Source organism: Xanthomonas sp. D-99, from assembly GCF_017746145.1.
Lineage (GTDB): Bacteria > Pseudomonadota > Gammaproteobacteria > Xanthomonadales > Xanthomonadaceae > Xanthomonas > Xanthomonas cissicola.
In genome coordinates, this window is the sequence record NZ_JAGHWU010000024.1 from 17,934 (window position 1) to 32,642 (window position 14,709).

The following is a 14,709-nucleotide window of genomic DNA, read 5'->3' on the forward strand; positions in this document are numbered from 1 at the left end:
CCAGGGCACACCGCGCCAGCGCATACTTGCCGACGCTCAATACGGATCACGACAATGAACAAAGCACGTCTTTTGCTGCTGCCGTTCTTGCTGCTCGGCGGCTGTGCCACCAGCGGCGGCGACCGCGCCGGTGGCGATATCCCGGCTGGTGCCGATGTCACCAGCAAGACCATGGGCAACGGCGACAAGGTCGACGAATACCGCGTCAACGGTCAGCTGGAAATGGTGCGGGTGACGCCGGCGCGCGGGGCGCCCTACTTCCTGTACGACCGCGACCACGACGGGCATACCGACGCGGAAAGGGACAAGGTCAACAAGGTGTATTGGCAGCTGTATAGCTGGTGATTCGGGATTGAGGATTGGGGATTCGTAAAGCAGGGGCCGCGGGTCGGAGACGTTGCGTGGCTCTGTTTTTGATCTCTGCCTTGGTGGGTTAGGTGCGTTGCGGCGTTGCTTGTCGAGATGGCTGACAGAGGCCTGGGTACCGTTCTTCGCATGCCGGCGTCGTGCGCCGCCAGTTCTGCTGTTTTGCGGTGACGGCACGGCTGGGCGTGTGGCTCAGCGTTCTTCCTGTTGGCGCACCGCTCGGCTTTCTCCGCCCGGTCCGGTGCACCAGCTGGTCAGCTTGCTCGGCCTGCCGGGCGCTTGCGCAGCGTCAGCTGTCTTCCAGCGGGCCGGTGACGCGTTGCAGTTCGTCGATGCCGGCCGGGGCCAGCTCCTTCATCAGGGCCAGGAAATCGGCGCCGACCAGGCGTTGCGCGCGGCGCAGCAGCATCGGTACCGGGCTGGATGGTTCGTGCCGGGCGTAATAGGCGCAGATCTCTTCCAGCCGCCGCTTCACATCATCGGGGCCGGCGATCTCGTCGTTGCGGCGCGTGGCGTTGGTTGCCGTGGCGACGGCATGGCCTTCGCCGGCAGCCTGCTCGCCGTCTTCGGTGACCGCCAAGATGCCCTGCCACGCTTGCCAGTGCGGCAGCACGAAGCGCTCCAGATCGCGCAGGTCGGTCAGTAGCGGGCGCAAGTCGGGGGCGGCCGTGCCGACGCGCTCGCTCAGCAGCGCATCGATCGCCCGCGCCTGCCGCAGCGCTTCGGTAATGGCCTGGGCAGAGGTGGCCAGCGTTTCCGGCGTGCAGTCCTGGCAGCAGGCTTCGATCTCGGCCAGGCTGGGGCCGCTCTGGCCGTCGGGCAGCCTGATGCTGCCATTGGCCACGCGCAGATCGCGCAGACTGAAGCGGCCCAGCCGCGGCGACTGCACGAACGCGGTGGTGCGCAGCGCGCCGAGCAGGCCCATCGGGTCGCTGAGGCCAACCAGCGCATTGATGCGCGAGGTCGGGTCGTTGTCGTCGTCGGCATCCAGCTGCGGATGCACGCTGTCCCAATGGCGCTCAAGCAGGCCATGGATCAACGCCAGCGCATCGGCCCAGCCCGGCAGGCCGCGCAGGCGCAGCCAGGCGGCGCCGAGCCTGCCGGCCACGCGCAGGTCGCGGCTACGCCGGCACAGGTCCAGCGCCAGCGCCTGTACCTTGTCCCAGTCCGGTTCTTCGGCGGCGATGACGCTCTCGCCCAGCGCGCGCTCGGCGCGGACCGCCGATTCGCGCTCCAGGCGCAGGAACTCCGGGTCGTATTCCAGATCCGGTCCGGCCGGGGCGTCGTCGCCGAGCGGCGTCAGCAGGGTCTCCAGGGAACTGTCGTCTTGCATGGCACGGCCTCCATCGGGGGAGCCGCCGCGGTAAGCGGCGGCAGGCAGATCACTCGGGGCTGCAGACTGCGTCCGGATCGCCGGCATCGCAGGCCGGCTGCTGGTCGTCGGGCAGACGCAGGCCGGGGCGGACCAGGCCGAAGGCGCGGTACGGGGTACCGCTGGCCGACAGGTCCACGAAGGCCACGGTGCGGCTGGCCGAACTCTGCGCACGGCCCGCAAACGCCGAGGCCGGCACATTGAAGCCGGAGGCGCCGGCCAGATCGAGCAGGCTGCCGTCCACCGCCGTGGCGTTGAAATACGCCGGCGGCGCGCCGATCGCCGCCACGGTCTGGGTGCCGGTGCCGGTCACATAGATCGGGTTCTGCTGCGTACCGATCTGGCCGGTGGCGGCAAAGGTGCCGGTGCCGTTGCGCAACGGCGCGCGGCCGTCCTGGAACAGATTGCCGCGTACCGACAGGAACATCGCGCTGTTGCCGGCATCCACGCTGTAGCTGCTGCCATTGGCCAGCACCAGCAGCAGGTCTCCGCCGTTGGTGAAGCTGAAACCGTTGCTGGCGGTGACCTCGCCCAGGCGCACCACCCGGTTGTCGATGAAGCCGGCCGCATCGCCCAGCGCCACTGGCCCGCCTGCGCTACCGCTGAGCAGGGTGGCGGCGATCGCACTGCCGGCGCGCTGACGGATGCCGGCGACGGCCTGCAACCAGCTGGTGGCACCGCTGAGCTGGCCGCTCAGCTGCAATTCGCCGCCACTGCGCAGGCGCAGCGAGGGGCCGCCGTCGACGCGGCCGCTGACCAGCAATGTGCGGTTGCTGAGCACATCCAGGCCCTGCGCGCTGAAGTCGCCGAGCACATCGATGGCGTTGCCGCTGCCGGTGAGCGCGACCGCCCCGGCGGCGTTGCCGCTGAGCTGACCGGCGCGCAGGCTGCCGGCGTCCTGGGTGATCGCCCCGCCGCTGCTCAAGGCCACGCTGGCGGGCTCAACGTCGTGGCTGAGTACGACGCCGGTGCCGCCGCGCAGGGCGATGGCGCTGGCGCTGAGCGTGCCAGCGGTGGTGAGCTGGCCACCGGCCTGCAGACGCAGGGCATCGCTGGCTTGCGCGGTCGCCGCCAGGTCGTTGCGATCGACGATGGCGATGCTGCTGCCGCGCGCCTGCACGGTGCCCTGGAAGTCGTTATCGGCCGCATCCAGCACGATCGCGCCGGTGCCGGCATCGAGCAGGCTGCTGCCGACCACCGTCAATGCGCCTTGCTGGGCGATGCCGGCAGCGGTGGCCGCAGGCACGGCGATCGCCTGGGCGACGACCGTGTTGGCGCTGGCCGTTGCTACACTCCCGCTGCGTGCCACCAGCGCACCGCCGATCCGCCCCTGGCCCAGGTCCAGGCCGGCGCCGCTGGCGACCTCCAGTGCATCGACATCCAGGTTGCCCAGGACCAGCGCATTGCGATCGCGCACGCTGGCCGTGCCGCCGCTCAGGCTCACCGCCGCCTGGAAATCGTTGTCGGCATCGGTCAATGCAATGGCGGCGCCACCGCTGTTGATGCGGGTACTGCCGGTAACGGTCAAGGCGCCGCTCTGGGTGACGGCGCCGCCGTTGCTGGCCGCATCCAGATCGCCATTGACCAGGCCAACGCCCAGATTCAACGCACCGCTGTTGCGGACCTGCAGGTCGCCGGTGTTGAGCGTGCCCAGGGTCAAGGCATTGGCATCGCGCACGCTGCTGGCACCGCCGGTCAGGGCGAGCACGCCCTGGAAGTCGTTGCCCGCCGCCTCCAGGGCAATGGCGCCGCCGCCGGCATCGACCGCGGTGTCGCCTGCGACCAGCAATGCGCCGCCGGTCTGGGTGATCGCGGCGTTGGTGCTGTTCAAGCGCAGCACGTTGCTTGCCGTGACCGTGTTGCTCAGCGCAATGCCGTTGGCGCCGGTCAATTGCACCGTGCCACCGCGCAACGCGCCGGCAGTGCGCAAGGTGCCGCCGTTGGCTGTCAGCGTCAGCGCGCCGGTGCCGGCGTCGATCTGGCTGGCCGGCAGGTTCAAGTCACCGCCCGCGACCAACGCGATCGCCGCGTTGGCACCGCTGCGCGCTGCCGCGATGCTGAGGTCGTTGCGATCCTGCACGGCGATGGCGTTGCCGGTGAGAGCAAGCGCGCCGACGAAGTCGTTATTGGCATCGGTCAAGGCGATGTCGCCGCTGCTGGCATTCAACGTGGATGCACCGCCGACCGACAACCCGCCGCTCTGGGTGATCGCTGCATTACCGCTGGTGCCGTTCAACGCACCACGCACCACGCCGCTACCGAGACTCAATGCGCCACTGCTGTTGGCGGTGAGTGCATTGGTGGACAGCGCGCCGAAACTGAGTGCGTTGCCGGCGATCTGCACATCGCCTGCCGTGAGATTGACCACGCCGTTGAAGGTGTTGCCGGCGGTGTTGAGCGTGACGTTGCCGCTGCCGGCGTTGACGGTGGTGGTGGTGCCAACGTTGAGTGCCGCCGCGGTCTGCGTCATCGCCGTGTTGTTGCTGCTCAACGACAGCGTCTCTGTGGTGGTGATGGTGTGGCCGATGGTGAGGCCGTCGCGTGCGGACAGGGTCACGTTGCGGCCACGTAAGTCGCCGCCGGTGCTCATGCTGCCACCGTTGGCGATCAGGGCAAGATCGGCGGTGCCGGTGTCCAGGGTCTGCGCGGACAGATTCAGTGCGCCGCCGGCGGTCAACGCGATGGTGCCGTTGGCGCCGGCATTCAAGGCATTGATGGTGAGGTTGCCGCTATCGGCCACCGTGATGCCGGTGCCGGTGAGGCTGATGCCAGCGCCAAAGCGGTTGCTGCCGCTGTTGAGCGCGATGCTGGCGCTACCGGCATCGACGGTGCTGGCACCCACCACGTCGAGTGCGCCGGCGTTCTGCACGATGGCGGCATCGGTGCTGTGCAGGGCGAGCGTGTTGGCGGTGACGGTGTGGCCGAGCGTCAGGCCGTCGCGTCCGAACAGCGTCACGTCGTTGCCACCCAGGTCTGCGGCCGTGCTCAGTGCGCCGCCGTTCGATGACAGGGTCAGGTTGCTGTTGCCGACCGCGATAGCCTGCGACGGCAGGCTCAAGGTACCGCCAGCCGTCACGACCACCGCGCCAGTGCCGGTGCTGGTCAATGCGGCGAGGCTGAGGTTGTCGCCGTTGGTCACGCCAATGCCGTTGCCGGTCAGGCGCACGCTGTCGAAGTTATTGCCGGCTTGCAGCAACGAAATCGCACCCGTGCCTGCATCGACCGTGGTGGCGCCGCTGACCAGCAGTGCGCCGCCGCTTTGCGTAATCGCGGCATTGCTGCTGGCGAGCGACAACGTGCGCGCGGTGATGTTCTGGCCCAAGGCCAAGCCGCTGTTGGCGCGCAGGCTCACCTCCTCGCCAAGCAACGCTGCCGACAGGCTCAGGTGGTTGGCGATCAGATTGATGTTGCCGCTGCCGTTGTTCAACGTCGTACCCGGCAGGATCAGGTTGCCGCCTGCGGTCAGCGCGATCGTGCCGCCGTTGTTGCTGGTCAACGCCGAGAGCGTGAGATCGTTGCTGTCGCGCACCGCGATGCCGGCGCCGGTCAGGCGCATGCTGCCCTGGAAATCGTTGCTGCCGTCGGTCAGCGCAATGGCGCCGCTGCCGGCATTGAGGGTGGCGGCAGCATCGACGATCAGTCCGCCGGCCTGGCCGATGGCGCCATTGCCGCTGGTGGCGGCAAGCGTGCCGGCAACGCGACCACTGCCCAGGTTCAATGCGCCGTTGCTGGTGGCGGTGAGGCTGCCGGTGTTCAGCGTGCCCAGCGTCAAAGCGCCGCTGTCGCGGATCGATACATCGTTGCCGGCCAGGCTCACTGCGCCGCCGAAGTGATTACCCGCACTGCACAGTGCGATCGCACCGGTGCCGGTGTCGAAGCTGGAGGTCGAACCGAGACGCAAGGCGCCTGCGGCCTGGTTGATCGCGCTGTTGCTGGTGGACACCGACAACGTGTTGCTGTCGATGCCGGTCGCCAGCGTGAGTGCGTTGGCGCTGAACAGCGAGACCGCATTGCCGAGGAGATCGCCGCCCAGTGTCAGCGTGCCGTTGTCTGCGCGCAGCGTCAGGTTGTCGGTACTGCTCAATCCGCTGCCAGGCAGCGTGAGCGAGTTGCGTGCAGTGAGCGCGATGGCGCCGGCGCCACCGTTGCTGAGCGAGACCACGCTGAGGTCGTTCGCATCGACCACCGCGATATTGCGGCCGGTCAGTGCAATGCCGTTCTTGAAGTCGTTATCGCCTGTCAGCGAGATGGCGCCGTTGCCGGCATCGACGGTGGCCAGACCGCCGACGTCGAGCACGCCCGCATTCTGGGTGATAGTGGCGTTGGTGGCAGTCAAGCCCAGGGTGCCGCCGGCGGTGACGTTGTGATTGAGCACCACGCCATCGCGCGCGCTCAAGCTGACGTTGCCACCGCTCAAGGCGCCGAGCGTACTCAATGCACCGCCATTGGCGGTCAGGCTGAGCGCGCCGGTGCCGGTGCTGAGGTTTTGCGTGGGCAGCGTGAGTGGGCCGCCGGCGGTCAGGGCGATGGCGCCATCGGTGCCGTTGCTGATCGAGGCGATGCGCAGATCGTCACGATCGACCACGCTGATGCCGGTGCCGGTCAGGCTGACGCCGCTACGGAAATCGTTGTTGCCGTCGGTCAGCGCGATGGCGCCGCTGCCGGCGTTGAGGGTGGCAGTGCCATCGACGATCAGTCCGGCGCCCTGACTGATGGCGCCGTTGCTACTGGTCGCAGCAAGCGTGCCGCGGACGCTGCCGCTGCCCAGGTTCAACGCCCCGTTGCTGGTGGCGATGAGGTTGCCGGTATTCAGCGCACCCAGCGTCAGCGCGCCAGTGTCGGCGATGCGGGTGTCGCCTCCGGTCAGCGTCACCACACCCTGGAAATCGTTGGTCGCTTCGTCCAGTTCGATGACGCCGGTTCCGGCACTGATAGTGCTGGTGCCGGTGGCGGTCACGCTGCGGCCGGTCTGGGTGATCGCGCTATCGGTCGTGGTCAGTGCCAGCGTGCCGCTTGCGGTGACGTCATGCGCCAGGGTAATGCCGGCGGTACCGGTGAGGTCCACGTTCGTGCCGGCCAACGCGGCGCGCGTGGTGAGGCTGCCGCCGCTGGACAGGGTGAGGTTGGCGCTGCCGGTGTTGATCGCCGCTGCCGGCAGCGTCAATGCACCGGTGGCACGCAGCGACAGTGCGCTGTTGTTGCCAAGGCTCAAGGTGCCGATCGACAGAGTACCGGCAGCGTTCAACGAGATACCGCGCCCGGTCGCGCTGACCAGATCGCCAAAGGTATTGCCGCTGTTGTTCAGCGTGATCGCGCCGGTGCCGGCAGTGAGGTTGCTGGTGCCGAGGATGGTCAAGCCGTCGGTTCCCGACTGCGTGATTGCGCCGTTGTTGCTGGTGGCGAGCAACGTACCGCCCACCCGGCCGCTGCCCAGGTTCAACGCGCCGTTGCTGGTGGCGGTGAGATCGTTGCTGGTCACCGCACCCAACGTCAGCGCGCCGCTGTCGCTGATGCGTGTGTTGCCGCCGGTCAGCGCCACCGCACCCTGGAAGTCGTTGCTCGCACCGTCCAGCGTCATGGTGCCGGTTCCGGCATTGATGGTGCTGGTGCCGGTGGCGGCCACGCTGCCGGCGGTTTGGGTGATCGCATTATTGGTGGCGGTCAATTTCAGCGCGCCGCTTGCAGTGACGTCGTGCGCCAGCGCGATGCCGCCGCTACCGGTGAGGTCCACGTTCGTCCCGGCCAACGCAGCGCGCGTGGTGAGGCCACCGCCGCTGGCCAGGGTGAGGTTGGCGCTGCCGGTGTTGATCGCCGTTGTCGGCAAGGTCAATACGCCACTGGCGCTCAACGACAGCGCGCTGTTGCTATCGAGGTTCAACGTACCGATCGAGAGATTGCCTGCCGCGTTCACGGCAATGCCGTTTCCGCTGGCGCTCAACAGGCCACCGAAGGTATTGCCGCCGTTGGTCAACGAAAGCGCACTGCCGGACTGCAGGAACTGGCTGGTGCCCGTCACCGCCAGCGAACCGGATTGAGACAACGCGACCGTGTTGGTCAGGCTGAGGTTGCCGCCTACGTCCAGGTTGCCGAGGCCGCCGATCTTGTTGGCCCCGCTGAAGGTGGCACTGCCACCGATAAAGCCACCCAGGCTGCCGGCGGTGTAGATGCCGGTCTGCTGTACGCCGCGACCGGTGCTCAGGGTGATGGCCCCGGTGCCGGCATCGATGCTGCCGCCGCCGGCGACATCCAAGCTGCCTGCGCCGGAGGCGATCAGCGACACGCTGCCGTCGGGACCATTGGACAGCGACGACGCACGAATGGTGCCGCTGTTGTTGATGAGTCGATCGAAGATGCCTTGCGCCGCGCGCGCCTGCAGCTGGATCGCGCCGCCCGGCGCGCTCAGGGTGCCGGAATTGTCCACCGCTTCGGTGGCCAGGCTCAGCTGCAGCGGCTTGTCGATCAGCACGCCGAAGCCGCCGCTTTCGAACGTCAGCGTGGCTGCGTCGGCACCGGCGAGGGTGATGTTGCCGGCGGTGGCGGTGATGGTGCCGCTGTTGGCGACCCGGCCGCCGATCAACGTGGCCGACCCGGCCGCCGCATTGATGGTGCCGCTGTTGGAGACCAGCGCCACGGTATTGCCGCCGGCGTCGAAGACGTAGTTGCCGTTCATGAACTGGGACACGCTGGTGCCCAGCGTACTGACCACCAGGCCGCCGACATTGACGTTGGCGGTGCTTCCGAGCAGCACGCCGTTGCTGTTGAGCAGGAACACCTGCCCGTTGGCAGTGAGGTTGCCGAAGATCTGCGTGGGGTTGCCCCCCTGCACCAGGTTGAGCACCACCGAGGTGGTCGTTGGCTGGTTGAAGGTCATCGTCGCCGCCGAGCCGATGTCGAACGCCGACCAAGTCAGCGCCATGCGCGCGGAGGTCTGGTCGACGACCCGGGTCGTGCCGCTGGCAGCGTTGATGGTGCCGGTGCCGCCGACGATGCTGCCGCCGGTGGGCAACTGGTTGGCCGCTACCTGGGCCAGGCCGCTGGCCGGCATGGCCATCAGCGCAGCTGCCAGCGCGAGGGCCAGCGGGCGATGACGCAACGGGAGCGTGCGCGGCGAGGTCGCGGGATGGATGGTGGCGTGCATGCGCAGATCCCTCAGAAAGTGAAGCCGAAACGCGTGTAGATGCGGGCGTCGTCGCGTCCGTCGGAGGCATCGCGCGCACCGGTCGGAAGCGCGGCGCTGATGCGCCATTCGAAATTGGCGTACTGCGGCAAGCGGAAGGTCAGGCCCACGCCGGCGGCATCGAAACTGGCCGGTGCCAGGCGGCCATTGGCGGCGAACACGCGGGCGTGGTCGGCGAAGACATCCAGCTCCAGCAATTCGCGCCAGGGCCGGCCATTGAACGGCGATGCGGCGTCGGCAAAACCGGGGGCATCGATGTGGTATTCGAGCGCGGTGTAATAGCCGCGGTCACCCAATGCTTCGGAGACCGGATAGGCGCGCACGCTGTCGGGCCCACCGACAGCGAACTGCTCCATCGGGGTCAGCGTATCGTCGCTGTATTGGCCGTTGAACTTGAAGTACAGCCGCTGCGTGCGGGTGAGGTATTGCAGGCGCGTGTAGGCCAGCCGCGCGATGGTGAAATAGCTGTCGCGACCGGGGCTGATCTGGTCCACCGGCGCCGAGCGGTCGCGCAAGGATTGGCGCACGCTCACCTGCAGCAGATCCACACCGCGCCAGCGCAGATCGGTGCGCCGCAACGACAGGCCCAGTTCGGCGACATCGAACTGCTGGTCGGACAACTGCATGCCCAGCGCACTGAGCTTGGATTGCTCGCGCAGATAGCGCGCTGAGCCCTGCAACTGCAGCACTTCGCTGTTGATGAATTTCCAGTCGGCGCCGGTGTAGACGATGGAGGTCGGCCCCTTCAGGCCAAGCCGGGCGAACACGCCGTTGCGCACTTCCAGTTCGCTGCGGCTGGCGCCGATCACCGCGCTCAGGCCGGACACGCGACCGATCGGCAGGCCATACGACAGCGCGCCGATCTGGCTCTGCCGCGGCGCCAGCGAATAGGCGTAGTTGGCGGCGAACACATCGCCCAGGCCGAGCGGGCTATTCCAGGTAATGCCGGCCTGGGCGCGATAGCGGCCGGTCAGCTCGGTGCCGTAGTTGTTGCCGCCCAGGGTGATCACATAGGGGCGGGCGGCCTCGCTGGCAACCAGCACCACGTCGGTCTCGCCTTCCTTCTGGCCGGGCTGCAGTACCGACGACACCGACACCCCGGGCAGATCGCGCGCATACAGCAGCGCGGTGTCCACGTCCTGCTTGCGCAGCGGGCGGCCCTGCAGCTGGCGCAGCGGTGCAGACAACGCGTTGCCGCGGTAGCGTGCGGCGCCCTGCACGCTGATCTGGCCGATGCGCCCTTCCAGCACGCGGATCTCGATCAGTTGATCGGGCCCCGGCGTCTGCGCCGGCAGATAGGCCGTGCTGACGATGAAGCCGGCCTGGCGATAGGCGCGGGTGACGGCGTCGGCCACCGCCTGGAGCTGGTCGAAGCGCAACGCCACCACCGGCTGGCCCTGGGCCAGTTCGGCGAAGGCAGCGTCGGCCACGGCCTGCATGCGGGCCGGGTCGATGCCGGCCTCCGGGTAGTGACCCACATCGCGCACGCGAAAGCCGCGCACCTGCAGGGTGACCGCGTCGGTCCGGTCCTTCATGGCCGGCACCGCCGCTGCGGACTGCGCAGCAGCCGTGGCATCGGCCGGGGATTGCGCCCACGCAGGTGCGGCCAGCAGAAGGCACGCGGACACCGCCGCGGCCAGACACGTCATACGCATACGTCCATTTCCCCTGAGACCATCCGTTGTTGCGCATGGCCGACGTGTCCCACTGCATAGACAGGCGCCACAGTGGCCACTGCACAGCAGTTGGCGTGCCTGACCTCGCCCTTTGCTGAACGTCGATCAAACCCTGACGTACATTTATGCAATGTTAGCAATATTATTGCTATGAACATCACAATTGCGAAGACCGCGACCACCTGACTGCGCAGTTTGCGTGTGACCCGATACCCCAACAGCGGGCTCGGCCGCGCATCAGACGAACTCGGCAGGGCGTTGCGCAGGGTCACCCCCTGGGTCTGCCGGGCGGCGTCCAGCACGCGCCGACGGCGTGCGCGGTATTGCTCACGGTCGAGTTGGCCCTGCTGATGGGCCAGCGCCAGCGCCTGCAGCTGCGCATTGGCCGGGTGCGCAGCGGCAGCGGTGGGCGACGGCGGGGCGGCGCTCATGGCAGTTCCCGCAGCAGGCGCAGGCCCACGTCCGGCTGCGCCGAGCCGTTGTCGGCACGGCTGGCCTGCACCGTGCAATCGGACCAGTAGCTGGAAAAACTTCCGCCGCGCGCCTGCACGCCTGTTCCGGTCGACACCCATTCCCAGACATTGCCGGTGAGATTGATCAGGCCCCAGGGGTTGGCATCGCGTCCGCGCGCCGACACCGGTGCGCGCGCAGCATCGCCAGCGCTGGCGTTGGGCGGCACGCAATTGCTGTCTTCGGCCTGCCGCCAGTTGCTGGCCGCCTGCGCGGCATGCAGCCATTCGGCATCGCTGGGCAGGCGGTAACGCCAGCCGCCGCTGCCGATGGTGAGCCAGCGCAGATAGGCGCGCGCCTGGGTCAGGCTGATGTTGCGCACCGGCGCGCGCGCCAGTTCCGGGGTGGCGGCGGCCTGGGCGGTGCAGCGGCCGGTGGCCTGGCAGAACAGGTTGAAATCGGCCACCGCCACTTCGCCGCGCGACAACGCATACGGCTTGCCGCCGGCGATGGCCGGGATCACCACCAGCATCGGCGCGCGGGTCTGCCCGAGTGTGTCGAAGCACGCCGCACCACGCCCGGCCAGGCCGGCGCAGGGATCCGGGCCGGTGGGCACCGGCGGCAGGCTGTCGGCATCGTCCACGTTGGCGGGCAATGCCGCAGCGGCGGCGGGGTCGCGCGCAGTGGTTGGGGTAGCGGCGGCAGGCCTGGCAGCGGATTTGTCGCGCGCCGGTTTTGCGCCAGCGGCAGGCGCAGCTGTCCCGGTGGCGCTGCCTGGCGGCACGCTGTCGTCGGCCGGCGCATCGGCGGCGGGCGCGCGTTGCAGGCGCGCCGACAACGAGCCTTCCGGCAATTGGCCGGCCGCCTTCATCTGCGCCTCCAATTGCGCCAGCGCGGTGGCATCGGTGCGATAGAGCGTCTGCAGGCGCCCGGCGAGTTGCTGGCGTTCGCTGGGCGGCAGCGCGCCAGCAGTCATCACTGCGGCGGCCACCGCATAGCGGGTTTGCGCGCTGCGCAGTTCGGCGCGCTGGCCGAGCGTCTGCAACCCTTGCCTCAGCAGGTCGGCCGCCTGGGCGTATCGCCCCTGTGCGAACGCATCGCCGGCGGTGTTGCGATACACCTGCGAGAGCAGTTGCGGGCCTTCGCTGCGCAACAGCGGATGCTCCGGTTGCAGGGTGCGAATGCGCGCCAGTGCGTCGCGGGTCTTGCCCAGATCGTTGGCGGCGGCGGCGCGGCGCAGCGATTCGATCCGCGCGGCCAGTTCGGCCTCGGCGCTTTCGCGTGCCAGCGCTTGTTCGAACTGTTGCTCCAGCGTCTGCAGGCGCGTGCGCTGGGCCAGCAGGCTGGCCGATTGCGGGGCCAGGCGCAGGCCGAAATCCACCAGCGCCTGCGCGCCAGCCAGCTGTGCGGGGTCGCTTTGTGCGGCGACCGCCGTGCTGATGGCCTCGGCCAGCGCGCTGCCCTGGCTGCTGCGCTCGGCCGCCGGCAGTGCGGCTAGTCCGGCGTCGATGCGCGCGCGCCAGGCCGGATCGGTGCTGGGGTTTGCCAGATCGGCAGCCAGCGCCGTGCGTGCGCTGTCCGCATCGCGCGGCGCGGCGGCAACCGGTGTGCGTCTGGCTTGCTGCTCGGCCACGCCGACCTCGGCGCTGCGCAACTGCAGGCGCAACGAGTCCGGGAAGGCTGCGCGCGCCTGGTCCACCTCGGTCCGCGCGGTGCTGAGTTGCCCGGCGGCCACCGCCTCGGCGATGGCCGCGTCCAGCCGTACTTCGAGCGCGGAATGGCGCAGCAGGCTGCTGCCCGGGTCGATGCGGCGCACCTGGTCGAGCGTGGCCAGTGCGTTGTCGGCCTGCGTGCGGAACAACAGCCCGGCATCGAGCTGGCGGTTGAGCGTGGTGTCGAGCGCGTTGAGGCGCTGGTTCTTTTCGCGTTCGATGGCCTGGCGGCGCGCATCCAGCGAGGGCGAATACAGCCGCAGCCGGTCGCGCAAGGCGAACACCTGCAATGCGCCGCGGTAATCGTCGCGGCCGTTGGCCGGATTCCACAGCGCGTCCAGGCGGCGCAGCAGGAAATCTTCGATGAGGTCGCTGCGGTCCATCAGCACGCGCCGGCGGTCGTCTGCGCTCAGGCTGGACAGCGCCTGCATGGCCTGGGTCTGGTCGCGGTATTGCTGCGGGTCCTGCGCACCGAAACGTGCGATGACCTCATCCAGATGGCGTTGATGCAGATAACGCGATGCGCCCCACCCGCCCACGCCCACCAATGCGAGTGCGGTGGCGCCATAGCCGATCAACGGCAGCGCGCGCTCGCGCAGCGGCACCTGGCGCAGGCCATCGAGCAACTGGTCCACGCGCGTGAGCCGCTGCGCAGCCGGGAACGCTACGGCCGTGCACAAGGTGGCGTACTGGCGACGGGTCAGGCCCGGCACCGGCGGCGGGCGGCGGCCTTCGCGCAGCGCCACTTCGGCGCTGAGTTTGTCGAACGGGTGCTTGCCGGTCAGCAATTCGAAACACACGCAGCCCAGCGCGTACAGATCGTCGGCCGGTGTGGGCGCCTGGCCGCGAATCATTTCCAGGCTGGCATAGGCCGGCGTCAATGCGCCCAGCGTTGCTGCATCGAACACGGTTTGTTCGCCCGCCACCTCGGCCGCATGTTTGCCGGCGCGCGCAATGCCGAAGTCGAACACCTTGGCCACGCCATCGCGGGTGACCATGACGTTGCCGGGCTTGAAATCCGAATGCACGATGCCGGCCGCGTGCGCGCGCATCAGCGCGCGGCCCATGCCGTCGATCAGCGGCCAGGCCTGCTTGAGCGGCATGCCGTTGTAGGCCTGCTCGCGGATCAGCGTTTTCAGATCGCAACCGTCGATGTATTCCATGGTCATGAAGACCAGGGTGCGATCCTTGTCGAAGTCGTACACGCGCACGATGTTGTCGTGCGCCAGTTTCTGCGAGCGGCGCGCTTCGCGCTGCAATGCGACCAGTGCGTCGGGATGGCGGCGGAATTCGTCGCTGAGCACTTTGACCGCCAGCCACGGGTCGCGGTCGCGCGCTTCCACCTTGCGTTCGTCGCGGGCCAGATACACCACGCCCATGCCGCCGCGGCCGAGTTCGCGTTCGAGCTGGAAGCGGCCCTTGAGCAGGCTGCCGACACCGGCATGATCGCCGCCGGCTGCTTCGGCCAGGTGCTGCCAGCTGGACAGGCTGGCGGTACCGGCCGTGCCGGTGCCGGTGCCGGTCTGCGTGCCAAGGTAGGTGGGTGCGCCCAGCCCCAGGCTGGTGAGGCTGGGTGCATCACCGGACACGGGCTGCGCCGGTTGCACGCGGGTGATGTCGTTTTCGGCCATGCGCGCCGGGCCCGGTCGTGGCATCACCACCGTGGCATCGTCGTCGACCACGGTTGGCGTGGGCGTTGGCTCCTGCGCTGCCGATGGCGCAAGCGCAGGCGCGCGATCGCGCAACGCATCCAGCCGGCTCACCAGGGTGGTCACGGTGGCATCGTCGAGCAGGTGCTGGCGTTGCAGCGTCCACAGCGTTTCCACCCCGGCGCGGTATTCGGCCTCCGGCACTGCAGCGCGCCTGCCGAGCGCGGCCAGGACCGCGTTGAGGTCGAGTGCGCCGCGGCGCATGGCGGTGACCAGTTCGGTCACGGTGGCGGTGTCTTCGTGCATG

At 68.7% G+C, this 14,709-nt stretch carries 6 protein-coding genes; 1 reads left to right on the forward strand and 5 read right to left on the reverse strand.

Annotated elements, in window-relative coordinates; translation table 11 throughout:
- Positions 1–54 precede the first annotated feature (54 nt).
- Complete coding sequence (locus tag J7360_RS11590; protein WP_003487371.1) at positions 55–345, forward strand: DUF2782 domain-containing protein; 291 nt, start codon at positions 55–57, stop codon at positions 343–345.
- A 310-nt stretch (positions 346–655) separates the two neighbouring features.
- Here the strand turns inward: J7360_RS11590 and tssA are convergent, their stop codons facing one another.
- Genes tssA through J7360_RS11615 form a run of 5 tightly spaced genes read right to left on the reverse strand, consistent with a single transcriptional unit; the run spans position 656 to position 14,708 of the window.
- Positions 656–1,699 carry a type VI secretion system protein TssA gene (gene tssA / locus J7360_RS11595; RefSeq protein ID WP_057661048.1) on the reverse strand — a complete coding sequence of 348 codons (1,044 nt, stop codon included), beginning with the start codon at positions 1,697–1,699 and terminating at the stop codon, positions 656–658.
- Positions 1,700–1,748: 49 nt separating this feature from the next.
- Positions 1,749–8,876, reverse strand: a complete 7,128-nt coding sequence (locus J7360_RS11600) for a filamentous hemagglutinin N-terminal domain-containing protein (protein WP_209033879.1) — start codon at positions 8,874–8,876, stop codon at positions 1,749–1,751.
- Between the two features lie 11 nt (positions 8,877–8,887).
- The gene (locus tag J7360_RS11605) at positions 8,888–10,564 is read right to left on the reverse strand and encodes a ShlB/FhaC/HecB family hemolysin secretion/activation protein (RefSeq protein ID WP_033481383.1); all 1,677 of its coding nucleotides are present in this window, start codon (positions 10,562–10,564) and stop codon (positions 8,888–8,890) included.
- On the reverse strand, positions 10,561–11,022 hold the full coding sequence (locus J7360_RS11610) for a hypothetical protein (protein ID WP_057661022.1): 462 nt from the start codon (positions 11,020–11,022) through the stop codon (positions 10,561–10,563). Before J7360_RS11610 ends, J7360_RS11605 begins: the two co-directional genes overlap by 4 nt.
- Positions 11,019–14,708 (reverse strand): protein kinase, encoded by a 3,690-nt coding sequence (locus J7360_RS11615; RefSeq protein ID WP_209033881.1) that lies wholly within the window; start codon positions 14,706–14,708, stop codon positions 11,019–11,021. Before J7360_RS11615 ends, J7360_RS11610 begins: the two co-directional genes overlap by 4 nt.
- Between the last annotated feature and the right edge of the window lies 1 nt (position 14,709).

Coding starts and splice junctions, on each gene's coding strand:
- J7360_RS11590 (WP_003487371.1), top strand. CDS start 55: ATGAACAAAGCACGTCTTTTGCTGCTGCCGTTCTTGCTGCTCGGCGGC.
- tssA (WP_057661048.1), bottom strand. CDS start 1,699: ATGCAAGACGACAGTTCCCTGGAGACCCTGCTGACGCCGCTCGGCGAC.
- J7360_RS11600 (WP_209033879.1), bottom strand. CDS start 8,876: ATGCACGCCACCATCCATCCCGCGACCTCGCCGCGCACGCTCCCGTTG.
- J7360_RS11605 (WP_033481383.1), bottom strand. CDS start 10,564: ATGACGTGTCTGGCCGCGGCGGTGTCCGCGTGCCTTCTGCTGGCCGCA.
- J7360_RS11610 (WP_057661022.1), bottom strand. CDS start 11,022: ATGAGCGCCGCCCCGCCGTCGCCCACCGCTGCCGCTGCGCACCCGGCC.
- J7360_RS11615 (WP_209033881.1), bottom strand. CDS start 14,708: ATGCACGAAGACACCGCCACCGTGACCGAACTGGTCACCGCCATGCGC.